The organism is Campylobacter canis, assembly GCF_045504005.1.
Lineage (GTDB): Bacteria > Campylobacterota > Campylobacteria > Campylobacterales > Campylobacteraceae > Campylobacter_A > Campylobacter_A canis.
Genome location: NZ_JBJJXH010000003.1, coordinates 74,796 through 100,112 on the forward strand (window position 1 = coordinate 74,796; position 25,317 = coordinate 100,112).

25 protein-coding genes are annotated in these 25,317 nt (G+C 39.2%); 20 read left to right on the forward strand and 5 right to left on the reverse strand.

What is annotated here, in order from left to right; all coding sequences use genetic code 11:
* The first annotated feature begins 2 nt into the window (after positions 1 to 2).
* The 9 genes from ACHJH3_RS03845 to epsC are packed head-to-tail and all read left to right on the forward strand — an operon-like array spanning position 3 to position 9,911.
* Positions 3 to 539 carry a penicillin-binding protein gene (locus ACHJH3_RS03845; RefSeq protein ID WP_407063651.1) on the forward strand — a complete coding sequence of 179 codons (537 nt, stop codon included), beginning with the start codon at positions 3 to 5 and terminating at the stop codon, positions 537 to 539.
* Complete coding sequence (locus ACHJH3_RS03850; RefSeq protein WP_407063652.1) at positions 523 to 2,079, forward strand: diguanylate cyclase; 1,557 nt, start codon at positions 523 to 525, stop codon at positions 2,077 to 2,079. Before ACHJH3_RS03845 ends, ACHJH3_RS03850 begins: the two co-directional genes overlap by 17 nt.
* On the forward strand, positions 2,069 to 3,247 hold the full coding sequence (locus tag ACHJH3_RS03855; RefSeq protein WP_407063653.1) for a bifunctional folylpolyglutamate synthase/dihydrofolate synthase: 1,179 nt from the start codon (positions 2,069 to 2,071) through the stop codon (positions 3,245 to 3,247). Before ACHJH3_RS03850 ends, ACHJH3_RS03855 begins: the two co-directional genes overlap by 11 nt.
* Entirely contained in the window at positions 3,237 to 6,185 is a 2,949-nt protein-coding gene (gene mfd, locus ACHJH3_RS03860; protein WP_407063654.1) for a transcription-repair coupling factor, read from the forward strand. Before ACHJH3_RS03855 ends, mfd begins: the two co-directional genes overlap by 11 nt.
* Entirely contained in the window at positions 6,182 to 6,946 is a 765-nt protein-coding gene (locus ACHJH3_RS03865; RefSeq protein WP_407063655.1) for an ATP-binding protein, read from the forward strand. The genes mfd and ACHJH3_RS03865 overlap by 4 nt, the downstream gene beginning before the upstream one ends.
* Positions 6,943 to 7,749, forward strand: a complete 807-nt coding sequence (locus ACHJH3_RS03870) for a TIGR00282 family metallophosphoesterase (RefSeq protein ID WP_407063656.1) — start codon at positions 6,943 to 6,945, stop codon at positions 7,747 to 7,749. Before ACHJH3_RS03865 ends, ACHJH3_RS03870 begins: the two co-directional genes overlap by 4 nt.
* 8 nt (positions 7,750 to 7,757) lie before the next feature.
* Entirely contained in the window at positions 7,758 to 8,426 is a 669-nt protein-coding gene (locus ACHJH3_RS03875) for a 3-methyladenine DNA glycosylase (protein WP_407063657.1), read from the forward strand.
* Positions 8,427 to 8,450: 24 nt separating this feature from the next.
* Entirely contained in the window at positions 8,451 to 9,362 is a 912-nt protein-coding gene (cysK, locus tag ACHJH3_RS03880; protein ID WP_407063658.1) for a cysteine synthase A, read from the forward strand.
* A 9-nt stretch (positions 9,363 to 9,371) separates the two neighbouring features.
* The gene (epsC, locus tag ACHJH3_RS03885; RefSeq protein ID WP_407063809.1) at positions 9,372 to 9,911 is read left to right on the forward strand and encodes a serine O-acetyltransferase EpsC; all 540 of its coding nucleotides are present in this window, start codon (positions 9,372 to 9,374) and stop codon (positions 9,909 to 9,911) included.
* A gap of 70 nt (positions 9,912 to 9,981) precedes the next feature.
* Here the strand turns inward: epsC and ACHJH3_RS03890 are convergent, their stop codons facing one another.
* Genes ACHJH3_RS03890 through ACHJH3_RS03905 form a run of 4 tightly spaced genes read right to left on the reverse strand, consistent with a single transcriptional unit; the run spans position 9,982 to position 13,581 of the window.
* Complete coding sequence (locus ACHJH3_RS03890; protein WP_407063659.1) at positions 9,982 to 10,785, reverse strand: 3'-5' exonuclease; 804 nt, start codon at positions 10,783 to 10,785, stop codon at positions 9,982 to 9,984.
* The gene (rpe, locus tag ACHJH3_RS03895; protein WP_169942069.1) at positions 10,782 to 11,429 is read right to left on the reverse strand and encodes a ribulose-phosphate 3-epimerase; all 648 of its coding nucleotides are present in this window, start codon (positions 11,427 to 11,429) and stop codon (positions 10,782 to 10,784) included. The genes ACHJH3_RS03890 and rpe overlap by 4 nt, the downstream gene beginning before the upstream one ends.
* Before the next feature lie 12 nt (positions 11,430 to 11,441).
* Complete coding sequence (locus ACHJH3_RS03900) at positions 11,442 to 12,806, reverse strand: STAS domain-containing protein (RefSeq protein WP_407063660.1); 1,365 nt, start codon at positions 12,804 to 12,806, stop codon at positions 11,442 to 11,444.
* Entirely contained in the window at positions 12,796 to 13,581 is a 786-nt protein-coding gene (locus tag ACHJH3_RS03905) for an HDOD domain-containing protein (RefSeq protein ID WP_169942073.1), read from the reverse strand. Before ACHJH3_RS03905 ends, ACHJH3_RS03900 begins: the two co-directional genes overlap by 11 nt.
* Positions 13,582 to 13,767: 186 nt before the next feature.
* On the opposite strand from ACHJH3_RS03905, the gene rpmB reads away from it, so the two are divergent.
* The 5 genes from rpmB (at position 13,768) to ACHJH3_RS03930 (ending at position 18,918) form a co-directional block, all read left to right on the forward strand.
* Entirely contained in the window at positions 13,768 to 13,962 is a 195-nt protein-coding gene (gene rpmB / locus ACHJH3_RS03910) for a 50S ribosomal protein L28 (protein ID WP_169942076.1), read from the forward strand.
* A gap of 21 nt (positions 13,963 to 13,983) precedes the next feature.
* Entirely contained in the window at positions 13,984 to 15,114 is a 1,131-nt protein-coding gene (locus ACHJH3_RS03915) for a potassium channel family protein (protein WP_407063810.1), read from the forward strand.
* The gene (gene argJ, locus ACHJH3_RS03920) at positions 15,107 to 16,288 is read left to right on the forward strand and encodes a bifunctional glutamate N-acetyltransferase/amino-acid acetyltransferase ArgJ (protein WP_407063661.1); all 1,182 of its coding nucleotides are present in this window, start codon (positions 15,107 to 15,109) and stop codon (positions 16,286 to 16,288) included. The genes ACHJH3_RS03915 and argJ overlap by 8 nt, the downstream gene beginning before the upstream one ends.
* A 56-nt stretch (positions 16,289 to 16,344) precedes the next feature.
* On the forward strand, positions 16,345 to 16,572 hold the full coding sequence (locus ACHJH3_RS03925; protein WP_169942080.1) for a YdcH family protein: 228 nt from the start codon (positions 16,345 to 16,347) through the stop codon (positions 16,570 to 16,572).
* 249 nt (positions 16,573 to 16,821) lie between these two features.
* Positions 16,822 to 18,918, forward strand: coding sequence for an RNA degradosome polyphosphate kinase (locus ACHJH3_RS03930; protein ID WP_407063662.1), 2,097 nt, complete (start codon positions 16,822 to 16,824; stop codon positions 18,916 to 18,918).
* Between the two features lie 133 nt (positions 18,919 to 19,051).
* Here the strand turns inward: ACHJH3_RS03930 and uvrB are convergent, their stop codons facing one another.
* Positions 19,052 to 21,028 (reverse strand): excinuclease ABC subunit UvrB, encoded by a 1,977-nt coding sequence (gene uvrB, locus ACHJH3_RS03935; protein WP_407063663.1) that lies wholly within the window; start codon positions 21,026 to 21,028, stop codon positions 19,052 to 19,054.
* Between the two features lie 67 nt (positions 21,029 to 21,095).
* Here uvrB and ACHJH3_RS03940 point away from each other — a divergent pair, with 67 nt between their 5' ends.
* The 6 genes from ACHJH3_RS03940 to ACHJH3_RS03965 all read left to right on the forward strand — a co-directional run bounded on the left by ACHJH3_RS03940 (position 21,096) and on the right by ACHJH3_RS03965 (position 25,242).
* Positions 21,096 to 21,329, forward strand: coding sequence for a hypothetical protein (locus ACHJH3_RS03940; protein WP_407063664.1), 234 nt, complete (start codon positions 21,096 to 21,098; stop codon positions 21,327 to 21,329).
* Positions 21,329 to 21,571 (forward strand): hypothetical protein, encoded by a 243-nt coding sequence (locus tag ACHJH3_RS03945; protein WP_407063665.1) that lies wholly within the window; start codon positions 21,329 to 21,331, stop codon positions 21,569 to 21,571. The genes ACHJH3_RS03940 and ACHJH3_RS03945 overlap by 1 nt, the downstream gene beginning before the upstream one ends.
* A gap of 122 nt (positions 21,572 to 21,693) precedes the next feature.
* On the forward strand, positions 21,694 to 22,221 hold the full coding sequence (locus ACHJH3_RS03950; RefSeq protein WP_407063666.1) for a type II secretion system protein: 528 nt from the start codon (positions 21,694 to 21,696) through the stop codon (positions 22,219 to 22,221).
* A gap of 194 nt (positions 22,222 to 22,415) precedes the next feature.
* Positions 22,416 to 22,919 carry a type IV pilin protein gene (locus ACHJH3_RS03955; protein WP_407063667.1) on the forward strand — a complete coding sequence of 168 codons (504 nt, stop codon included), beginning with the start codon at positions 22,416 to 22,418 and terminating at the stop codon, positions 22,917 to 22,919.
* A gap of 57 nt (positions 22,920 to 22,976) precedes the next feature.
* On the forward strand, positions 22,977 to 23,387 hold the full coding sequence (locus ACHJH3_RS03960) for a prepilin-type N-terminal cleavage/methylation domain-containing protein (RefSeq protein WP_407063668.1): 411 nt from the start codon (positions 22,977 to 22,979) through the stop codon (positions 23,385 to 23,387).
* A gap of 1 nt (position 23,388) precedes the next feature.
* A complete protein-coding gene (locus tag ACHJH3_RS03965) occupies positions 23,389 to 25,242 on the forward strand; it encodes a primosomal protein N' (RefSeq protein WP_407063669.1) in 1,854 nt (617 codons plus the stop codon).
* Positions 25,243 to 25,317 lie beyond the last annotated feature (75 nt).

Here is a 25,317-nt window from a genome sequence, read left to right on the forward strand (position 1 = left end):
ATATGAGATTTGTAGCCGCAATTTTTATCGCTGTTTTTTTAATCGGGTGCGGATATAAGCCTGTTTCAAAGATAGCTAACGAGATAATGGATGAGAGTGTGTATGTAGATGTACTCATCGATAAATCCGAGCCCAAAAATAGCGTCTGGATAAAAGACAGCGTAAAAGAGGGCATCGTATCAAGGTTAAATAGAAATTTAAGCGACGATAAAAATGCGGGCACAACTATAATGGTACGGATAAAATCTATGAGTTTTCAACCTATGGTTTATGACGAAGAGGGTTATGCCTCTCTTTATAAAGCTATCTTAAGTTTAGAATTTGATACAAAGATGAAAAATAAAACCAGGCATAAAATAGTAACTACCGGAGAATATGATTTTACTATATCAAGAAAGATTAAAAATGTTAGATATGCAGATACTATTATTAGCGAAACGGAAAAATATGATGCAATTAGAAGCGCTTCTCAAGAGGCATTTAATGAGTATATAGCTACTCTTGCCGTTAAGGGATTTAAAGATGTCAACAAAGATTAATCAAATAATTAGAGATACCATAGGGGTTATGAAGGAGAGAAATTTAATCCTAACTCCTGATAACTATGCCGAAACATTTTGCGAGATAGCCAAGAAAAACGGTGTAGTAGTGCCTGATTGCCAGAAACTTGAGAAGTATATCTCAAGGCTAAATTCAGACTTGCAAGAGCAACTTAAAAGCAAAAAAGTTAAAAATTTAGACGAGCTTTTTGCGTTTCTTAGCGCTAGGCTAAACGCAGCAGGCTCAAACGACTCGTTAAAGCTTGTTAATGCTCTATCTTTGATGAGTAAAAGAATTCTCCAAGCCACTGCCGCGCTTCACAACAAAGAAGCTAGGAAGTTATCTGACATGAGCATAGAGGCGCTTAATCGCAAGCTTGATGTGTCTACGGTAGAAAAAGTTAAAGACAAATGGTTTGAGTTTTTGACGAATTATGACGACTCGTTTTTTAATCGTCTCAATAGCTATGGAGTTAAAAATTATGACGATATACAAAGCCTTATCATAGATCTTGATAACTCGCTTATGAGATCGCACGATAGCGCTTATATCTGCCAAAAAATGATACCTCTTATAGCTTTAATGCTAACTCCTTCGATATCAGATCAGATGGATAGTGAAATTAGCGCCTTTGAGCTAAATTTAAAAAGCGATCCGAAATCCATTGAGCAAGAGAGTGTAAAAACCGAGATACAAAAACTTGTTAAAAAGCGTATAGAGCTTGATAAGGCGGAAATTTCAAGCAAGGTTTCGGCACTAAACGAAGTGCTTGAGAGTATCAATATACGCGTTACAAATCTCATGGGTAGCTCCACCATAAGTTCAACCAAGATGCAAAGCATCAAAAGAGACTTAAGCGAGATAAATTTAAAGCAAGATAGTTTTGAGGGTATTAGAAATAAACTTATGAGCATAGCCGATATGCTTGATAGCGAGACTAGAGAGCTTGGTAATCAGATGAGCTCCAATCAAAAAACCATCAAAGAGCTTCAAGATAGGGTAAATCGACTTGAGGGTGAACTTGAGAATGTAAAAGCCGAGAGTAAAGAGGATTTCTTAACCAAAACAGCGACTAGAAGAGCTCTTATGGAAGAGCTTGATCGCAATGAAGAGGTTTATAAAAGATTTGGCACGGATTATTCAATATGCTTTTTTGATATCGATCATTTTAAGAGGATTAACGATACTTACGGGCATGAGGCGGGAGATGTTATTATAGCAAGTGTAGGCAAGATGCTTAGAAAATACTCCCGCCAAATAGATATAGTAGGTAGATACGGCGGAGAGGAATTTGTGGTGATACTTCCTCAAACTACGCCTGCAAACAGCGTGAAATTCGCAAATAAAATTCGCAAAATAATTCAAAGCTCTAAATTTATGTATAAAGATGAACGCATTAACGTAACTATAAGTTGCGGAGTTGCGGTAAGAAGCGAAAATAACGATCTAGCTTCCACTCTTGAAACGGCAGATAAAATGCTTTACGCAGCAAAACAATCAGGCAGAAATATGGTAATGCCAAAATCCAATGAAGCTTGATAAATTTTTAAACGAAAAGCCGCTTTTTTATAAAGAGATCGACTATACTCGCATGCCGCGTGCATGGGAAAGTATAAAAGATAGTCTAAATCCCTTTAAGATAATACATATAATAGGCACAAACGGTAAGGGCTCAACAGGAAGGTTTTTAGCTCAAATTCTGCATCTTCAAGGTAAGAGCGTGGGGCATTACACAAGCCCTCATATATTTGATTTTCGCGAAAGATTTTGGCTAAACGGAGATGTTGTTTCTGAAGATATTTTAGAGGCTGCGCATAAGCGTTTGCAAGCTATGCTAAGCGATGAATTTAAGATAAAAACCAGCTATTTTGAATACGCCACCTTACTTGCGGCGGTGCTATTTCATGAATGTGATTTTTTTATCTGCGAAGCCGGGATGGGAGGCGAACTTGATGCGACAAACGTCTATGAGAAGCTATTTAACATCTTCACTCCTATCGGACTTGATCATGTCGGCGTTCTTGGAAATAATATCGAAGAGATATCAACTACTAAATTTAACGCCTTAGAGCATGATGCCAAAGCTCTTTTAAGCGACAGTATGGATAAAAAAAGCGTTAAGATACTAAATCAAATCGCACAAAAAAAGAGCGCTTCGGTAAAATTTGCAAGTGAAATTTTAAATGAAGCCGACAAAGAAGCCATAGCTGAATATGCCTTGAAATTTAGCCTGCCTGAGTTTTTAGCTTCGAATTTGACATTAGCAGGAGCTGCCAGTAAGGCGCTTTTGGGTAAATTTGAGATATCTGATTTAGATGAGTTAAATTTGCACGGAAGATGCGAAAGGATAGCTTCAAATGTCTGGGTTGACGTAGGACACAACGAACTTGCGGCGTTTGCTATAGCTAAAAAATTTCGAGGCAAGAAGCTAACTCTGATCTATAACTCATTTGCCGATAAGGATTTTAAAGCGGTTTTAAAGGCGTTAAAGCCTATCATAAAAGATGTCTTAATCTACGAATACGAAAGCCCCGAAAGAGAGCTTGCGACAAATCAGATAAAGCTAGTGCTTGATGATATGGGCGTTGCTTATGATGAATTTAAGGGGTTAAAATTTACGGAGTCGCAAAAAAGCAAAGAGAAATACTTGGCTTTTGGCTCATTTTTCTTAGTTGAAGCCTTTTTAAGGCAGTTTGATGCAAGCTAGGATATATGAGTATCTTTTAAAACCAAATGAAGCCCAGATTATCGTTTGTGAAGATGATAAAGAGGCTTTGCTTATCGAAAATACGGTTAAATTTGCAGGCGTTTGTCCGTTTAGCTTGCCTGATTTTAGAGCGCATTTTGGCGATGATCTACGCTCTTTTAGTGCAGAGCTTTACGAGCTTTCGGCTAAGCTTTCTAAATTTTACGAATTTGAGGGCAAAAAGCTTCTTATAGCTCCTATTTCAACTATCTTAAACAAACTTCCCGGCAAAAAACATCTACAAAAAATTACTCTGAAATTTGGCGATAAGTTAAACTTAAACGATCTAACCGACGAGCTTATGCGCTTTGGTTACGAGCCTGTGGATATTGTTGAGAGCGAGGGCGAGTTTTGCTTGCGCGGAGATATCATTGATATATTTTGCATAGGAAGCGATGAACCTCATAGAATTTTGCTTTTTGACGATGAGATAGAAAGTATCAGAAACTACTCAACCAGCACTCAAATTTCAAACAAAACCGAACTTGAAAGCGTTGAAATTTCACCATTTATCGCAGCGCTTAGCAAGGATGAATTTGAAAAAGCAAGCCAAAAAGCGCAACAGCTAAAAAGCGAGGCTCTGATAAATGACCTTAATTCGCTTGGTTTTTGGGCGATTGATGGTTTTATAGACTATAGCAAGGAGTTTAAGACCGTCCTTGCAAAAGAGTTTAAATTCGAGGAATTTGATAGGGATACGAGCGCGCTTTATGATTTACCCGTGATTCCTGAAGCAAAAATTTACAAAGACCTATCCGTAACGCCTAATAAGGACTTTTTTGAACTTAACGCCAATAAAAATATCAAGGTCATAGCCCGAAACGACGGGCTTTTTAACTCGTTAAATTTAAGCGAATATAAAAATATAGAATTTATTAAAAGCGACATTGTCGTAAATTTAACTTCCGGTAACGAAATCATCGTTTCGCTCAATAAATTTGAAAAGAAGCGCCGCGTTAAGCGTGCAAGTTTAGTGATAGACGAGCTAAAGATAAATGACTACGTCGTGCATGAAGAGTATGGTATAGGTCGATTTGCTGGACTTGAAAAGATAACCGTGCTAGGAAGCATGCGCGAATTCGTAGTTATCGTTTATCAAAACGACGACAAGCTTCTTTTGCCTGTCGAAAACATAAATTTAATCGATCGCTATATAGCTCAAAGCGGCTGTATAGCGGCACTTGATAGGCTTGGTAAGGCTAGCTTTGCCAAGATAAAAGAAAAGGTTCGCCAAAAGCTATTCATAATCGCCTCCAAGATCATCGAACTTGCCGCTAAAAGAGAGCTGATTCGCGCCGAAATTATACAAAAAGATGATGCCGAATACTTAAATTTCTTACAAAATGCTGGCTTTGATTATACGATTGATCAAGAAAAGGCTGCAAGCGAAATTTCAAAAGATCTTGCAAGCGGTAAGGTTATGGATAGGCTTTTAAGCGGAGATGTTGGCTTTGGCAAGACTGAAATCGCGATGAATGCGATATTTAAATGTGTTAAATCAGGATTTCAGGCGCTATTTTTTGTGCCTACGACGTTGCTTTCGGCTCAGCATTTTAAGAGCTTAAAAGATAGGTTTGACAAATTTGAAATTCCGGTTTTTAGACTTGATAGATTTAGTTCGGCAAAAGAAAAATCAGCCGTCAAAAGAGCGCTTGAGGAGGGTCTAGCTTGCGTTTGCGTGGGAACTCATTCGCTTTTGGGACTTAAGGCTTTAAATTTAGGGCTTATTGTCATCGATGAAGAGCATAAATTCGGCGTTAAGCAAAAAGAGAAATTAAAAGAAATTTCAAGCAACTCGCATATCCTTTCAATGAGCGCGACACCTATCCCAAGAAGCCTAAATATGGCGCTTAGCAACGTAAAAAGCTATAGCGTGCTTCAAACTCCGCCAAGCTCTCGTTTAAACGTGAGAACAAGCGTAAGGGAGTGGGACGAAAAGGTGATTAAAGAGGCGATTTTGCGTGAGTTAAGAAGAGGCGGGCAAATTTTTTATATCCACAATCACATCGCCACTATGGATCAGGCAAAAAGGCAGATTAAGAAAATTTTGCCAAATTTGCGCATCCTTATACTTCATTCAAAGATAGATGCAAATACCACAGAAGATGAGATGATGAAATTTAAAGCGGGCGAATACGACATCTTGCTTTGCACGAGCATTGTTGAAAGCGGAATTCACCTGCCAAACGTAAATACGATAATCATAGAAAATGCGAATAAATTCGGTATGGCGGATCTTCATCAGCTAAGAGGCCGCGTGGGTAGAAGCGACAAGCAGGCGTATTGTTATTTCTTGGTTGAGGATAGAAGCGAGCTTACGCCAGAGGCCTTAAAGCGGCTTGTCGCACTTGAGAGCAATTCGTTTTTAGGCTCGGGCTCTGTGCTTGCTTATCATGATTTAGAGATTAGAGGCGGAGGAAATTTAATCGGAGAGGCTCAAAGCGGGCATATCGAGGCTATCGGGTATTCGCTTTATATTAAAATGCTTGAAGACGAGATAAATAAGCTTTTAAACAAAGAGAATTTCAAGAGTAAAAAAGTTGATCTCAAGCTCAGTATAAACGCATTTTTAAATCAAGATTTTATCCGTGAAGACAGGCTTCGTCTCGAGCTTTACCGCCGTCTTAGCAAGTGTGAAGAGGTAAGCGAAGTGCATGCCATAGAGGGTGAGCTTGAGGATAGATTCGGAAAGATTGACATTTATACCAAGCAGTTTTTATCGCTCATAATAATTAAAATTTTAGCCGCAAAAGCTGGCTTTAAGCTTATCTCAAACAGCGGTCAAAACATCGTTCTTACAAATTTAAACGACGAGAAAACGGTTTTAAAATCAAAAAGCAAAGATGATGACGATATAATAGATGAAATTTTAATCCATCTAAGAAAGGCGTCAAGATGATTGATTGGAGCTTGAGTCACGCTGCTGTTTTTAGGCGTAGGATAGGGGCTTTAAGGGCTGTGCATGAGATTGATTTTGTTGAGATTGATAACCTTGTCGGCATGGAAAGACAAAAAGAACAACTAATCGCCAACACTCAAAATTTCATTGACGGCAAAGAGGCTAATAACGCTATCTTATGGGGAGCAAGAGGATGTGGCAAGAGCAGCTTGGTAAAGGCTGTTTTTACTAAATTTCATAACGAGGGCTTAAGACTCATAGAGCTTAGAAGCGATGAACTTGAATTTATCGTTGATATCATCGATGAGGTTCGCAGAAGCAATTATAAATTTATTATTTACTGCGATGATCTAAGCTTTGAAGCGGGAGATACTAACTATAAATTTTTAAAGCCGATTTTAGAAGGCTCGATAGAAAAAGCCCCTAAAAACGTGCTCATCTACGCCACTTCAAATCGCCGTCATTTAATCAGCGAGCTAAAAAGCGACAACGAAGGCACAAGCGTAACTAGCGACGAGATCCACTATGCAGAAAGCGTGGATGAGAAAATTTCGCTATCTGATCGCTTCGGTCTTTGGATAAGTTTCTATCAAGGAAGCTTTGCCGAGTATCTTAAGATCGTGGATTTTTATTTTAAAGACTACACGGGCGACAGGCAGATGCTTCACGAGCTTGCCAAAAACTACTCCGCGCTTAGGGCTAGTAGATCGGGGCGAACCGCAAAGCAGTTTTATCTATCTTATAAAGAGAAGCTTTTGTGAGAGCGGGATTTATAGGCGATATCGTCGGGCGAGCGGGTCGTAAGATCGTGGCTGAAAACGTTAAAAAGATGCGGGATAAATTTGAGCTTGATTTTGTCATCGCAAACTGCGAAAATGCAAGCGGTGGCTTTGGACTAAGCGCTCAAAACGCAGCCGAACTCCTTGAGTGCGGGATAGACGCGATAACGGGAGGTAACCATAGCTTTGATAAAAAGGAGATCGCCTCGCTTATGGATAGCTTACCGATCGTTCGTCCGTATAATCACTTCGCAGGCACTGCCGGTAAAGGTGTGATAAATTTAAAAAGAGGCGAGAAAAGCTTAAGCGTCATAAATTTAATGGGACATTACGCTATGCCTCACACAAATAACGCCTTTTTAGAGGTGCAAAACGCTCTAAAAGAGTGCAAGAGCCAAAACATACTCATTGATTTTCACGCGGAAGCCACGAGTGAGAAAAACGCTATATTTGGCTATCTAAATGGGCAAGTTAGCGCGATATTTGGCACGCATACTCACGTTGGCACTGATGATTTGCAAATTTTAAATCATACCGCTTATGCAAGCGATGTGGGTTTAAGCGGAGCCTTTGACGGAGTTATCGGTATGGACAAAGAAGCGCCTATTAAGACATTTTTAACGGGCTTTAAGCACTCTTTTAAGGTAAATGAAAGGTGCAGGCGGATCTTTCAGATGATAGTTTTTGAGTGCGAAGAGAGCAGGTGTGTAGACGCTTTTAAAGTTAGAGTCATAGATGACATAGAAGATATGCAAGTGCAAAATGCACTTAAATTTGATAGATAGGTTGAAATTTGAGAAGCGAAGAACTATTAATAACGCTTTTAAACGCGGGAATTAAAGCGGATTTACAAGATGAGCTTTGGTGGCCAAATTCGCGTAGCTTTGAAGTGATTGTCGGAGCAATTTTGGTGCAAAATACTGCATGGAAAAACGCTCAAAAAGCGCTTGATAATCTAAAAAATAGCGGAAATTTAACTCTTGAACGTTTAGCGAATTTAGACACCGCAAGTATTGCGATCATGATTAAACCAAGCGGCTTTTATAACACTAAAGCAAAGAGATTAAGTGCGCTTTGCAAAGTGATGTATGAGGAATTTGGCAGCTTTGAGAGCTTTAAGCAAAACGTGAGCAGAGAGTGGCTTCTTGGCATTAGAGGCATAGGTGCCGAGACTTGTGACGCGATACTTTGCTATGCTTGCGAGCGCGAAGTGATGTGCGTGGATAGCTACGCGATTAGGATTTTGGCTCATTTCGGATATGAATTTGAAAGCTACGAAGAGGCGCGCGAGTGGTTTGAATATATCGATACAAGCGCGGTTTACAAAGCTTACGGAAAAGAGCTTAGTCTAAATCAAATTTTTGCGCGCTATCACGGCAAGATAGTGGAATTTGGCAAAGCTCACTTCAAAGGAAAGAAGATTGACGAAGCAGGAGTTGCTTTGCTTGATGTGTTAAAATAACTGGAAAATTTAACAAGGAATAAAATGATATATGAGAATATAATTCAAACGATAGGAAAGACGCCTGTAGTAAAATTAAATAGCTTAAAGCAAGCAGGCATGGCAGAAATTTACGCTAAGCTTGAGTTTTTTAACCCGGGCGGCTCGGTTAAGGATAGAATCGCTGCAAATATGATTCTTGAGATGCAAAAAGATGGCACTTTAAAAAAGGGTGATATCATAGTAGAGCCCACAAGCGGAAACACGGGCATCGGCATAGCCATGACGGCAAGCGCGCTTGGATATGAAGTGGTGCTAACTATGCCTGAGACGATGAGTATCGAAAGGCGCAAAATTTTAGCCGCTTATGGAGCTAAACTTGTGCTAACCGAGGGTGCAAAAGGCATGAAAGGCGCTATTGAAAAGGCAAATGAGCTTGCAAAACAGCCAGGGTATGTGATGCTAAGCCAGTTTGAAAACGCTTATAATCCGCAAGCTCACGTAAAGACTACCGCAGTTGAGATAATGAGTGATTTTAAGTATCTTGACGCTTTTGTAGCCGGTGTCGGTACGGGCGGGACGCTAAGCGGTGTTGCTAAAGTGCTTAAAGAAAATGGCTACAACACACAAATAATCGCAGTTGAGCCAAAGGATTCCGCCGTGATTTCCGGAAATCCCACAGGCGCGCATAAAATTCAAGGCATAGGAGCGGGATTTATCCCTGATACACTTGATACCTCTTTAATCGATACAATAGAGCTAGTTAGTAATGAAGAGGCTTTTGAGGCGGCTAGGTCCTTGGCAAAAAGCGAGGGAATTTTACTTGGGATCTCCGGAGGCGCCGCTCTTGCGGTAGCTATCCGCACGGCAAAAAGGCTAGGCGATGGCAAAAAAGTGCTGTTTATAGCTCCCGATAATGGCGAGAGATACTTAAGCACGCCACTTTACGAGGCTTAAAATTTGAAGATAATTGAAGAGATAAAAGAGCTGGTTGCCACTGTCGGCGAGAAAGATCCCGCCGCAAACGGATGCTGCTTTTGGGCGGTGCTTATAAATACTCCGGGTATTCATGCGGTGGTTTTTCATAGATTTTCGCATTTTTTATACGTGAACAAATTCTTTTTTATTGCTCGATTTATCTCTCAAATTTCAAGATTTATAACGGGCATTGAGATACATCCGGGCGCAAAGATCGGCTCAAGGCTCTTTATCGATCACGGCATGGGGGTAGTTATCGGAGAAACAGCCGAGATCGGAGATGATGTTACGATGTATCATCAAGTAACTCTTGGCGGAACAGGTAAAGAAGTAGGCAAGCGTCATCCGACTATTAAAAACGGTGTTGTCATAGCAGCAGGCGCAAAGGTACTTGGAGCTATCACTATAGGCGAAAATTCAAAAATCGGAGCAAATTCCGTCGTGCTTAAAGATGTGCCCGATAATGCAACGGTTGTCGGTATACCCGCTAGAGTAGTTAGGATAAACGGCGAGAAAATCGAGAGCTAAAGCCCGCAAACTATAAAATTTAAGTTTTTTATATAATTTAGATTAATTCCAAGCGAGTAGAGCTTAAAAATCACTCTTCAAAATTTATCACGGTTTGAGCGCTAATTGTGGGTCTTTTGACCGTATTTGCGGTTTTGCTAAACTCTATAAGATCTTCCGTATACCTTACTACACTTGGAGTATTTTTAATTGCGGCTTTAAAAATTTCAGCTGCGGCGATAGCGTCGTTCATCGCTCTATGATGAGTGTTTTGTATGCCTAAAACCTCTTTTAGCGCGCCAAGTCCGTATTTAAGAGAAGGGATCGTCCTACGAGCTAGATCTATGGTGCAAATTTTGCGATTTAGCATGGTGCCAAGTCCGAATTTCTCAAAGCTGGCGCTGATAAATCCATAGTCAAATTTCACGTTGTGCGCTACAAAAACGCACTCAGCTAAAAAAAGTCTAAATTTTTCAAGCACGCTTGCAAGGCTTGGAGCGCCTTTGAGATCTTCTGCTCGTATGCCCGTAAGCGCGGAGATATTTTCAGGTACACTGCTTGCATACACGAGAGTTTCAAATCTATCAAGCTCAATTCCGTCTTTTATCTTGATCGCGCCGATTTCTATGATCTGTCCGCTGTTTATGCCGCCGCTCGTTTCTATATCTACGACGCAAAAAGTTTGATCGTCTATATTTCTTTTTCTTGTGTTTAACTCTATCTCGTTTGAGCCGTTTCGCTTAATGTCAAGCCCTAAAATTTGCCACATAGCAAGGTCTCTTACGTCAAATATCGAGCTTAATTCTTCTATCTCGTTTGCTTTTGAGATAAATTCATAATAGCTTAAATTTTGTTTGCAGAGTAAATTTATGAGATTTTCTAGCTTTTGGTTCAAAACTCAAGCTTTAGCGCTCTTATCGCCTCCGCGTAAGAGTTTGATGAAAATATATAATTGCCCGCAACGACGATATCAACGCCGGCTTCATCAAGTTCGGCTACGTTTAGTCCCGTTACTCCGCCATCTACTTCTATGAGGCATTTTGCGTTTTTGCGCTCTATCATTTCGCGTAGTTTTCGGGCTTTTTCAAGCACTGAAGGGATAAATTTCTGTCCGCCAAAGCCCGGATTTACGCTCATTAAAAGAACCATATCAATCTCGTTTATGATGTATTCAAGAGTTTCAATAGGCGTGTGCGGATTTAGCGTGATAGCAGGGCTTACGCCGTTTTTTCTGATATGATCTATGAGCCTTAGCGGGTGCTTTTCTTCCTCTATATGAAAGCTTAAAAATTTAGGCTTAAGTGGCAAGAAAAGATCGGCAAAAAATGTGTTGTTTTGCACCATCAAGTGTATATCAAGAGGCTTTGTGGAAGCCTTTGCAACTGCACTTACCACAAGCGGTCCGATGGTTAAATTCGGCACAAAATGCCCATCCATCACATCAACGTGCACAAGATCGCAACCCGCTTCGCAGATGGCCTCTATCTCCGCTCTTAAATTTCCAAAATCAGCCGATAAAATACTCGGAGCAACGTACATATAATTCCTTTATTATCTACTTAAAAATAGCGCACCGTCGGTGCCGTCGACTTTAAGCTCGACGAACGCGCCCTTGCTTACGGTGTCGCCGTAACTCATATAATCATCAAATACATTAGGCATCGTAAGCTCTACCTTAAGACGCTTTGACTCAAACCACGCTAAAAGCTTATTTGCGATTATTACCATCAAATTCCCGTAAGCATCGTTTAGCGATGTTTCGTCATCGTCTTGCAGTAAGACGCTGCAGGATTTTGTTGCCGTCTTTTTATCAAGGCATAGCAAAATTTTAGCATCCACATCGCCGTAAAATGCAATGCAGCCTGTGAGCACATCTTTATTAAAGCAAAATTGTTTTATGCTCACATCGCCTCTGCTTACACTTGCTTTTGCAATTAGCGAGATCGTATCCATAGTCGTTTTTAGCACGAGCGGAAGCAGCTCTACAAGGCTTTTTGTGATGTTTCTAGGCTTTGCTTCAAGCATACCCGCACCGCCTTCTATAGTGCTTTCATCGCTAAAAAAATCTTCAACGCCATTATATAGTAAAATTCCCGAATCCTCTAAATCGTTTTTTAAAGTTTCTGAAGTATTTGCGTCGCTAAGTCCGCAAATAGCGATTGTAGCGCCGTATTCCGCGCTTGCGGTTGAAAGCTTGGCAAGGAAGCTAACTCCGTGGATATTGATCGATCTTGCCTTGGCCGCATCAAATACAAAAAATTTAAAACCGACTTTAAGCGAGTTGGTGTGAGCTTTCATATCGAAATTTTCGGCGAAATTTGAGTCTATATAGCCTGTTAGCTTGTAAATGATGACATTTTCTCGCACTTTTATCGTTAAATTTCGTTCGTTTAAATTGATATGAATTAGCGAAATTTTTATATCATACTCGTCATAAAGCCTTCTAAATTCTTTTATCTCTTTTGCTACATGGATATTATATCCTCGCTCAACGAGCCTTAGTGCGATCTGGTTTTTTTGCTCTTGATTGTCGTGAAATAGCAGAATTTTTTTATTTTTAGAGTTTTTTTTCGGGCTTGTGAAAAACAGCATCGCTATCTCTTGAGTTTCAAAGAGCGAAAAATTCAAGTTGTTTGCCGACATGCTTTTTATCGCTTTAAATTTCGTTTCGTTATAGTCGCAAAATGCGATATTTGCGTCGATTTTTTTTGCAAGTTCATAGACGGACTCTACGATAGAGCTTAGCCCTCTTTTGTTAAAATAAACGACTTTTTTTAAAGAGATTAGAATGCACTCAAATTTTCTAGAAAGGATTAGCTCCTTGTCGATAGCTTCGATTTCATATTTTGAGCCGTCTCCGTCAAGAAATCCGTGCGGAGAAAAGACAACCACACTCTCTTTAAATTTAGGCTTCATAAGATACGGCTCTCATGAAAATTTCAATTTCGTCTTCGCTAGGCTCTAAATCAAACTCAAAGAGCTCTCCAAAGCCTGTGTTTCTAAATTCCGACTTTGAGAGTTCATAAGAGATCAGCAAATTTATATAGGTTGTTATCTTATCTTGTCTATCTTTTTTGCCGAGTCTTGAAAATATGTCTATGATAGTGGAGCTTAACTGCCACTTTTGACCTACCAGACAGCATAGCTCAAATATATCAAGCCCGCTTTGCCTTCTTAAAATTTCGTTATAACTAACTCCGCTTGTCTTGTTTATCAGCCTTAAATCATCCAAATTCGTTTCAAAAATTTTTTCGCATAGACAGATGCTTGCGGGAATTAGAGTGATGGATTTTAAAATTTCTTTATCGTTTACTGAAATTTCTTTTAAAATTTGCCCCCAATTAAACATAAAATTAGCCTGTAAATTTGCAAATTTATGTGTATCCATATCAAAAATTTGCCATTTTTTAGGGGTTGTTAACAAAACGTAATAAGAATAAAGCACATTTATAGTCTCATCCACTCCAAGCGTTGCGAAAATTTGAGATATGTCCTTTATCTCTTTTTTAAAGCCAAAGATAGGTTTGTTTATGATAGAGCGCATATATCCTACCAGCGCTAAGTCGTTGCTTGCAACTGCTGCGGCCTTGGCTAAATCTCCGCTTGCAAGAGCGCTTTGGCAGGTTTTTAATATAGCAGGAATTGCCGGAATTTGAGATATTATCCTATCTATGTCCGCTTGATTTATCATTATCGCATTTCGCTTCTATTGAAATTTTATTAATAATTGGATATTTTAGCCTTTGTATTCATAAAAAAAGATTAAAATTCAAAAGTTTATAGTTGCTTTTTAGGCAAGACTTAAGAATTTATTTAAGTTAATATTTGGTTTGTTTTGGATAAAATCAGCAGAAATTTTTGTTTCGAAGGAAAAATTATGTCAAGAATATGCGCAATTACAGGCAAAGGTCCTATGGTTGGAAACAACGTAAGCCATGCCAAAAACAGAACCAAAAGAAGGTTTTTACCAAATCTTAGAACTATAAGAGTTATGCTTGAAGACGGCACGACAAGAAAGATCAAAGTAGCCGCTTCTACGCTTAGAACAATGAGAAAACAGTCACGCTCTTAAAATTTTAAGTAAAGGAGGAATATATCTTTGTTAAGAAAGATTAAAAAATTCCTCAACTGGTCTAGCTTCGCAAAACCGGAAATAAACCTAAACACGGAACTATACGAACAGCTTCGCCCATTTCGTCTTCCTCTTATCTTAGTTGTTTTGATGATGATGATAGGCTCGGCGGGGTATGTTTTTATAGATAATTTCAGCCTGATAGACGCTATTTATCAGGCGGGAATGACCTTTACTACGGTAGGATTTACGGAAGTCGCTCCGATTTCCCCTGCCGGACGTCTTTTTACTATCACTTTTATCTTGCTTGGATTTTGTGTCTTTACTTTTTCCATCGGTCTTTTGGTGGAAGTTTTAAAAAAAGGTGCGTTAGTTTCAGTTATCAAGGAGAGGCAAATGCTTTATAAGATTGCAAGGCTCAAAAATCACTTTGTCATCTGCTATCATAATTTATATACCATTGAGTTAAGTGCGCAGTTTAGGGAAAATCATATACCTTTTGTCGTTATAGACCCGCGCGAAGATCTGCCTGAGATCGCAGAAAAATACCGCTATCCTTACTATATCGTCTCTCAGCCACATACCAAAGTAGCGCTTTTAAAAACTCACTTATCAAGCGCCAAAGGCCTTATCACTCTTAGCTCAAATATAGCCGATAATATCGCCCTTATCGCAACCGTAAGGCTTTATGAAAAAGAGATCGGACGAAAAAGACCGTATTTTATAATGACAAATTCCGACAACGACGATGATACCGAGCGCCTTAAAAAGCTTGGTGCAAATAGCGTCGTTTCGCCTTCAAAGCTCGTCGCACAGCGCCTTAGTGCCATGAGTGTGCGCCCCGATATGGAAAATTTGCTTGAGCAGTTTTTGTATAAGAAGGATTCGCCTATCGATATCGAAGAGATTAGCGTACCTGATTACTCTTGGATAAGATTTAAGCGTCTTAAAGAGACAAATTTAAGAAATATCACAAACGCCGATGTGGTGGGCATTAGAGATGTAAATAATAAATTTATCCCGATGCCAAGAGGCGATACTCTCATAGGAACAGGTACCAAACTGCTTGTTATAGGTACTGCAGAGGCAATTCGTCTTACAAAAAAGGTAGTAAAAAACAAACATAAGCCTGAGGAATTTAAATATGTGTGAGATCAAATGGCTTGAAAAAGGGTTTGAAAATATCGGTGGATTTTACTTCGGCGGAGTAAATGCGGGCTTTAAAAAAGAAGGTAACGACCTAGGGTTTGTCCGCGCAGATGAGCCTGTAGATGTTGCAGCCGTCTTTACTAGTAATAAATTTAAGGCTGCACCTATAAGGCATTTTTTAAAAAAAGAGCAAAATTTCAAGACAAATTTTATCTTGCTCAATTCCAAAAATGCAAATGCTATGACAGGCGAAGCGGGTATAAATGATATCGATGAAATTTTTGCAAATTTGGGCAAAAATATAAATTTGATAAATCCTGTAATGAGCTCAACGGGCGTCATAGGATATAGGTTAAATAAAGAAAAAATTTGTGCGGCGTTTGATAAATTTGACTTTGATTTACGAGATTCAAACGGCGTTGCAAGCGCGATAATGACGACAGATAGCTTTAAAAAAGAGCTTGCTTTAAGCGTTAAGACAAAAGACGGAGAATTTAAGATAGCTGCGATTTGCAAAGGGGCGGGTATGATAAATCCTGCGCTTGCAACTATGCTTTGCTTTATCTTAACCGATGCCGATATCCCAAAATGCGATATGAACGAGCTTTTAAAGGAGGCTTGCGAAGCCAGTTTTAATTGCGTAAGCGTAGATGGCGACACTTCTACAAACGATACTGTCATGCTTTTAAGCTCCAAAGAGTCTAAAATTTATGATAAAGAGGCTTTTAGGAGAGCGTTGAATTTAATAACTAAAGAGCTTGCCTTGATGCTTGTACGAGACGGCGAGGGAGCTACTAAAGTAGTGGAATTTGAGATTGTTGGAGCATTAAATTTAAATGAAGCCAAAAAGGCAGCCAAAGCTCTTTCAAATTCGCTTCTTGTAAAAACTGCTTTATTCGGAGAGGATCCAAACTGGGGCAGGATAGCTTCAACTATCGGTGCAAGCGGTGTTGAATGCGACGAAGAAGAGCTTGAAATTTATTATGATGATGTGCTTGTGTATGATAAATTTCATAAAGAGCTGGATGCCAAAAGAGAAGCCGCCGCTCATGAGGTTATGAAAAAACCAAGCTATAAGATAAAGTGCAACCTAAACGCGGGAGAGGCTAAATTTAGCGCTTACGGATGCGATTTGGGACATAAATACGTAAGCATAAACGCAGATTACCGTTCTTAACCCATTATTTAGGGTTGAGTTGCTAAAATTCCATAAACAATCCTCAAGGAGAAAAAATGCTACACGAATATAGGGATATCATAACAGAATTAAAAGTTTCAAACGCTAGATTTGCGTCTATCTTTGATAAACATAACGAACTGGATCAAAAAATAAAAGACGTTGAAGAAGGTAGGGAGTATGCAGATCAACTCCGTCTTGAAACGATGAAAAAAGAGAAGCTAAAACTAAAAGATGAAGCGTATGCGATCATTTTAGAGTATAAAAAAGAAAAAGGACTCTAAGCTCTAAAATTAGCCCGCTTTGAAAACTTGAAGCGGGTTTTAATCCACTGAAATTTTCTTAAGAATATAAAAAATCACCAAACAAACAACCAAAATTCCCACAGCTGTAACATACTCCGCCACCGCAAATCCTTTATAACAACTTAAATAAAGCGTATTATACACACATAAAGAAAAATTATCAAATAATAAGAGCTTTCTAAAATGAAATTTGATAAAATCCACTTAAATTGCCGTAAAAAAGGGAATATGATGACAGAAAAAAGAAGTGTTTTTATAAATCGTGAGCTTAGCTGGCTTAGATTTAACTCGCGCGTTTTGGCGCAGTGCGATAAAAATTTGCCCCCGCTTGAAAAGCTCAAATTTATCGCTATTTATATGACAAATTTGGATGAATTTTATATGATACGCATAGCGGGACTTAAGCAGCTTTTTGCCGCAGGAGTTGTTTCTAGCGGTAGTGACGGCATGAGTCCGCTTGATCAGTTAAGAGATATAAGAAAATATATAAAAGAAGAGCTAGCCGTCGTAGAAAAGCACTACAAAGATACTTTAATCGAGCTTGGAAAGCATAATTTGTTTATCAAAAATTATGATGAAATTTCGCCCGATCTTAAGAAAAAATGTGATGATTATTTCTTTTCAAACATCCTTCCCGTGATAGTTCCGATCGCCGTAGATACGACTCATCCGTTCCCGCATCTAAACAACCTTAGTTTCTCGCTTGCCGTTAAGCTTGCCGACATGGAGCATCCTGAAATTTTAAAATACGGCATGATACGCATTTCTCGCGTTTTACCTCGCTTTTATCAGGCAAGCGATAATGTCTATGTGCCTATTGAGACTATCGTTCAGCGTCACGCGGAAGAAATTTTCCCCGGGTATAAATTAATTAGCTCCGCTGCCTTTAGAGTTACGCGAAATGCCGATATCATAATCGAAGAAGAAGAGGCCGATGACTTTATGCTCATACTTGAGCAAGGCCTTAAGCTAAGACGAAAGGGCGCTTTTGTACGTATGCAGATACAAAAGGACGCCGATGCGGATATAGTCGAGTTTTTAAATACTCACATGAAGATTTTTTACAAGGATATTTACGAATACACGGTTCCGCTTACCTTAAATTCGCTGTGGCAGATAGTAGGAAATAAAGAATTTTCTCATCTTGCGCTTCCTCCATATACGCCTAGGACTCTACTTCCTTTTAGCGAGCACTCTTCTATTTTTGATGTGATTGATAAGGAAGACGTGGTCGCGATCCACCCTTACGAGAGCTTTGATCCTGTAGTGCAGTTCATCAAAGAGGCAAGCAAGGATCCTAAAGTAATATCTATACGCATGACGCTTTATAGGGCCGATAAAAATTCGCCTATCATTCAGTCTCTGATAGATGCTGCAAGCGATGGCAAGCAGGTAACGGTCATGGTTGAGCTTAAGGCGCGCTTTGATGAGGAAAACAACCTTCATTGGGCTAAGGCGCTTGAAGACGCAGGTGCGCACGTGATATACGGCATAGCGGGCTTTAAGGTGCATGCTAAGGTTAGTCAGGTTATCCGTCAAGTGGGTGATAAGCTTAAATTTTATATGCACTTTGGCACGGGTAATTATAACGGCGGCTCTGCTAAAATTTATACAGATGTTAGTTATTTTACGAGCAAAAGCCCTTTTGCAAGCGATTCGACTACATTTTTTCATATACTTTCGGGCTTTTCCAAGCATCGCAGATTAAGCACGCTTTCGATGTCGCCGATGCAGATAAAAGAGCGAATTTTGCAGATGATTAAGACCGAAACTAAGCACGGCAAAGATGGGCAAATCATAGCTAAAATGAACGCTTTAGTAGATAGCGATATCATAAACGCGCTAAGCGAAGCAAGTGCTGCAGGAGTTAGTATCGATCTTATCGTGCGCGGGATTTGCTGCATACGCCCCGGTATAAAAGGCGTAAGCGAAAACATACGAGTGCGCTCTATCATCGGCAAATACCTAGAACACGCGAGAATTTTATACTTCAAGCATGCAAGCCCGCAAATTTACATCTCAAGTGCGGACTGGATGCCAAGAAATTTGGAGCGCAGACTTGAGCTTATGACGCCGATTTTTGATCCGAATTTGCAAGATAGGCTTTTAGAATTTTTAAAACTTCAGCTAAGCGATAATGAGCTTGCATTTGTGCTTGAAAATAGCGGCGAATACCGCAAAATAACTCCAAAAGAGGGCGAATCAAGCATAAATTCGCAAGAAATTTTTGAAGAGTATGTAAGTAAAATTTACAAAACTACAAAAAAAGATACCGATAAGGTTAAGCGAGAGCAGATAGCCTCAAAGCTTTTTAAGGAAAGCTAGAATCTAAATTTAAGGCAGAGCTAAATTTGGCTTTGCCTTCAAATCAATATAATCTTACATCCAAGAATCTAAAATTTTATCTACATCAAAAATAAGCTATATATAACAAATATGTTAAATTTGATAGCCTAGATCAAATTTTACGAAGCTTTGCTATCTCATCACGCAAAGCAGCCGCCTTTTCAAACTCAAGCTTGCTTGCGGCTTCAAGCATCTGTTTTCTAAGCTCTTTTACTATTTTAGCTCGCTCGGCTGCAGGCATCTTTTCTAGATTTTCGCCTTGACGATAAATTTCACCGTCATCTTCGACTTTTAAACTCTCTTCGATATTTCTACTTGCAGAGCGCGGAGTGATGCCATGCTTTTTGTTGTACTCATCTTGCAGCTTCCTGCGCGCTAAGGTCGTATCCATCGCTTCTTGCATAGAGCGCGTGATCTTTTTTGCAAACATCAGCACTCGCCCGTTTACATTTCTAGCCGCTCGTCCCATGGTTTGGATTAAGCTTGTAGTAGAGCGCAAAAAGCCCTCTTTATCGGCATCCATTATCGCTATCAGACTAACTTCAGGCAGGTCAAGTCCCTCGCGAAGCAAATTTATGCCTATTAGCATGTCAAAATCCCCGCTTCTAAGCCCTCTTATAATCTCGTTTCGCTCTATTGCGTCGATATCCGAGTGCATGTATTTCACCTTGATACCAAGCTCGGTGTAGTAGCGGCTTAGCTCCTCTGCCATTTTTTTAGTTAGCACCGTTACCAAAACGCGCTCATCACGTTCTATTACTCGCTTTGCCTCATCAAACAAAATTTCAACCTGATTGTCGCTATCTTTTATCTCGATTTGCGGATCAAGCAAGCCTGTAGGACGTAAAATTTGCTCATAAATACGCCCTTTGCTAAGATCCAGCTCAAGCTCGTTTGGAGTTGCCGATACAAAGAGAAATTTCGCTCTTTTGGAGATAAACTCATCAAATTTCAAAGGACGGTTATCAAGTGCGCTAGGCAGGCGAAAACCATACTCTACAAGCGTTTCCTTGCGGCTTCTGTCGCCTGCATACATTCCGCGAAACTGCGGCAAGCTTACGTGGCTTTCATCGATTATCACGAGATAGTCTTTACCGCTAACTTCAAAATAATCAAACAGCGTATAAGGCGTCTCGCCCGGCTTTTGCCCCGTAAGATGTCGCGCATAGTTCTCAACCCCTTTGCACATACCTGTCGAGCTTAGCATCTCAAGGTCAAACTCAACCCTCTGCTTTAGCCTTTGAGCCTCTACCAGCTTGCTCTCGGCGTTAAATTCCTTAAGCCTTTCATCAAGCTCGGCTTCTATCTGCTTTATAGCTATTTTTAGCCTATCTTCACCCACTACGAACTGGCTTGTGGCATAAAGCGTAAATTTCGTCACGTTTTTGGTTTTTTTATTTTCCAGCACGTCAAAGTGATACATCTCATCGATCTCATCGCCGAAAAACTCTATTCTAAGCGCCTCGTCGTGATAATACGCAGGATAGACATCGACCACATCGCCGTTTACGCGAAAGTCGCCACGGTCGAAGTAAGCGTCGTTTCGCTTATAGCCCATATCCACAAGCTTGCTAAGCAGTTTGCGCTGATTTAGCGTGTCGCCTGTTTTTAGATACAGCACCATGCCTTGATACTCGCTTGGATTTCCTAAGCCGTAGTTTGCAGACACCGAAGCTACGCATATCACATCATCAAAGCTTAGCAGGCTCGCAGTAGCCGACAGTCTCATGCGCTCAAGCTCCTCGTTTACGGAGCTATCTTTTTCTATAAACAAGTCTTGGCGCGGGATATAGGCTTCAGGCTGATAGTAGTCATAGTAGCTGATGAAGTATTCCACGTGATTGCGTGGGAAAAAGCCCTTAAATTCGCTATAAAGCTGCGCTGCTAGAGATTTGTTGTGAGTCATCACGAGAGTCGGCATATTTAGCTCTTTTATCACGTTTGCCATCGTAAAAGTCTTGCCTGAGCCCGTTACTCCAAGCAAAGTCTGGTAGTTTGATCCTGAATTTATCGATTTTACTATGTTTTTGATGGCTTTGGCTTGATCAGGACTTGGGCTAAATTTGGATGAAATTTCAAAATTTGTCATTAAACGCCTTTAAAAAAGAGCTTATTTTTGCTACAATTACCGAGATTATACCAAATAAAGGGACGATATGTTTGAAAACGACAAGGTGCTAAACACCCTAACCGATAAGGTTAATGACCTGCTTGCCAGATACAATGAAGTCTGCGAAGAAAACGATCAGCTTCGCAACGAGCTAATCAGCCTAAAAGCTCAAAATGAAGCGAAATCAAATCAAATTTTAAGATTAGAAGAAGAAGTTAAGAGCAAAAATATCGAATCAGACGACATCGTGCGCAAGATCGAGGCAGTCTTAGGAAAATAATGAAAAAGATAACAGTCACAATCGCATCAAGAGACTATACTATCAGCCTTGAAGATGACTTCGCTAAGAGCTTTGAGCGCGACTGGGAGGTCTTTTTGGGTGGGAAGAAATATCTTGATGTGAAAGAGCTGTTAAGCGCTTTTGTGCAAAAAAGCTACGAAAACTACCGGCAAGAGCGCGATCTGCAAAGCTTAGCGCAAAAACTAAGCGATGAGATAAACAAAAGTCAAATTTCTTCTTAAAAAATTATAAAAATATACTATTCTTAACAGTCATTTAAGCTTCTTGGGTATATAATTCACATTAACTACATAAGTGTATGTAGAATTTATACAAGGAGTCTCTTATGAGAAAAGGTTTTACAATGATTGAGTTGATCTTCGTGATCGTTATACTAGGTATTTTGGCTGCTGTTGCTATCCCAAGACTATCTGCCACAAGAGATGATGCGGAAATTGCAAAGATAGCTACTAATCTAAGTACATTAATAAGCGATATAGGCGGATACTACACTTCGCAAGGAAATTTTGGCACGCTTTCTCAGATGTCTAATGTTTATATAGAGGGAGCTTCTACAGCCGTTCCTACAGATACTGCCGCTGCTACAGGAACACTAACTGCCGCAGGTAAGAAATGTCTAGCCTTTTCACTAAAGGCAGAGAAGAGTGATCCTGTAGCTGCAGATGCTAAAAGAATTCCAGCTCATTTTGTTCTAACCGCAGGTACTGATGCTGCTGAGGCTATTTGTAAAAAAGTAATCAATGACCCTGAAGTCCAAAAGATTATTACAGCTACTTTTATTCCTAAAAAGTATGACGATAGTAAGAAAGAATGGGTTAATGACGCAGCTACGACAGGTCTTCAAATAACAGGACTATCTGTAGTTAGATAATTGCAGTCTTTTATTTCTTAATTTTAAGAATTTTAAAAGTTTTAAAGCTCGGTTTTTATTATTCCTAGATCGGGCTTTAAAACCATCTTTATATTTTATCTTGCAGGCTTATTAATAGATGCAAATATGCTTTATATTTAATTTCTAAATTTTAAATTGCAAGATGTAGTTACTATTTAAAATTTGGGAGATTTATGAGACGCGCATTCACAATGATAGAATTATCATTTATAGTGGTTATAATAGGCATATTGGCTAGTATAGCCATACCTAGACTTGTTTCAACCAGATATGACGCTGAGATAGTTAGAGTGCATAATCACTTGAGTCTTATGCTAAGAGAGATGAAAAGTTATTATATATCTCAAAATCAATTTGATAACATTAATGTTATGACAAACGCTATGACAAATATGAAATTTGCTAACGGTGGAAATAGTTTCTCGGATAGTATTCTAGCGGGTGGAGAAAAGTGCATAAAAGTTACCCTAGATGATAGTAAAAAAAACGGTAAACCGCCTTTTGTAAAGCTTGAAGTAGAAAACGATATAAATCAAGTTTGTCAAAAGATTATAGAAAATCAAATGGTTAAAAACCTACTTGGAAATAAATTTGTATATCGCAATACGGCAACTCAAACTACCGATGTTAGCGGTACCGGTGAAGTGGATATAATAGGTCCAAATATTATCAAGTAGTTGTTTGGAAGTATTTTTATAGTATAATGTGGGCATCAAGTGCCTAAGGATTTGTATATGAAACGTGCGTTTACACTTGTTGAAGTTGTTTTCGTTATAGTTGTTTTAGGAATTTTGGCTGGTATTGCAGCTCCAAAACTTTTTGCAACTAGAGATGACGCTACTATAACAAAAACTAGAGCCGATATAGCATCTATAAGAAGTTCTATAATAAATGCTCATAATACCAATACATTAAGAGGCGAATTTTCATATCCTGATCTTGAAGGTGCCGATACTACAACTCTTTTTGATAACGTTTTAAAGAGCGGTATTGCTCCAAGCGCTTCTGCGGGATGGAGCAGTTCTGTTACTAATCAATATGTATTTACTTTAAAAAATCATAAGACTACTTTTACTTACAATAAAGATGAAGGCTCGTTTAATTGTTCGCCTGCCGACTATCTTTGTATTCAACTAACAAGATAGGATGAAATTTTATGAGGTGCTATTAAGCGGTCTAAATTTAGAACCGCTTACTTATCATAGTAGCGAAATCATCAAGCCTTACACTCAAGTAAGGCTTAATTTAAAAAACAAAATAACTCTTGGCTATGTTTTAAGAGGAGCCCAAAAGCCAAGTTTTAAAACATCTGAAATTTTAGAAATCTTACCAAGCAAATTAACTCAAATCCAAATAGAACTTTTAAATTTTATCTCGCATTACTACATCTCAAATTTATCGGTTGCTTCAAATTTATTTATTCCGCTTGATGAGAGTGAGCAAGAGATGGATTGGAAGATTAAATTTGATAAAGAGCCAAATTTAAGCAAAGATCAAAAGAGTGCTTTAAAATTTGCCAAAGAACACAAAACTAGCCTTCTTTTTGGCGATACTGGAAGTGGAAAGAGTGAAATTTATATATCGCTAATCCGAGAGCATTTAAACAATGGCAAGCAAGTTTTGTTTCTTATGCCTGAAATTTCACTCACTCCGCAAATGCAAAAAAGATTAAGTGGGTATTTTGGCGATAAATTCGCTCTTTGGCACTCTAAAATCACTCCTAAAAATCGTAAAGAAACTTTAGCTAAATTTATGAGTGGCGAGATAAAACTTATCGCAGGCGCACGTTCGGCTCTATTTTTACCTTTTACTGACTTGTCGCTTATAATCGTAGACGAAGAGCACGATGATAGCTATAAATCAGCTCAAAATCCGCATTATAATGCAAGAGACTTAGCTCTGTTTTTAGCGAGCAAATTTGATATAAAAGTGCTTCTTGGCTCAGCCACTCCGAGCCTAACTAGCTTTTATAAACAGCCAAATTTTAGACTCAAAGGCACATTTTTTAAAAGCGATAAAAGCTTTATCTATGATGAGAGCCAAACTGCTCTTAGCGAGACTATCCTAAACGAGCTTAAATTTAGCCTTGAAAATGGCAAACAAGCTGTCGTTCTTCTACCTACAAGGGCGAATTTTCGCTATTTGGTTTGCAAAGATTGTTTTAGCACTATAAAATGTCCGTTTTGTAGTGTCGGAATGAGTTTTTATAAGAAGCGAAACGCGCTTAAGTGTCAGTATTGCGGCTTCATTACGCCTGTGCCAAATACCTGTGACAAATGTGGTAGCCAGATGATAGAGGCAAAAAAGCTTGGCACCGATGAGCTAATAAATCTTCTTAAAAACGCACTTCCAAGCGCTCGCATAGCCAAATTTGATAGAGACGAGATAACCACGCAAAAAAAGCTAGAAAACAGTCTCAAAGCCTTTAAGGCAGGCGAGATAGACGTGCTTGCGGGTACTCAAATGCTTAGCAAAGGACATGACTATCACAATGTTGATCTAGCGGTTGTGATGGGCGTTGATGAGCTTTTAAATTTTCCCGATTTTCGTGCGCGTGAGCGGGTGCTTGCGCTTGCTATGCAGGTTGCGGGCAGGGCTGGCAGGAGCGGAGCGGGCAGAGTTGTGATACAAAGCTTGCAAAGAGAGTTTTTTGAGAAATTTGTGCAGGATTATGATAGTTTTTTACAAGATGAGATGAGCGCACGCAAAGAGCTTTATCCGCCATTTGTTAGGCTTTTAAGAGCTGTCATCGCGAATAAAAATGAAAAAATCGCTAAAGAAATTTTAGATGAGTGTGTAAATGAGCTTAAAAATTTTCAAACCAAAGAGCCAAATTTGCAGATAGTAGGATACGGAAAATGCGCGATAGAAATTCTCTCGCAAAAATATCGCTTTGAAATTTTGCTTCGCTCTAGCTCGCATATTCCACTTATAAAAGCGGGTAAAATTTGCTTAAAATTCGGCTTTGATGTCGATATGGATCCGCTTAACTTCTCTTGAGTTTATATATTTTCATATTTTTACTTCCTTTGAGTTTTATAATTTATTTTCACATACAAAAGCGGGTTAAAAGAG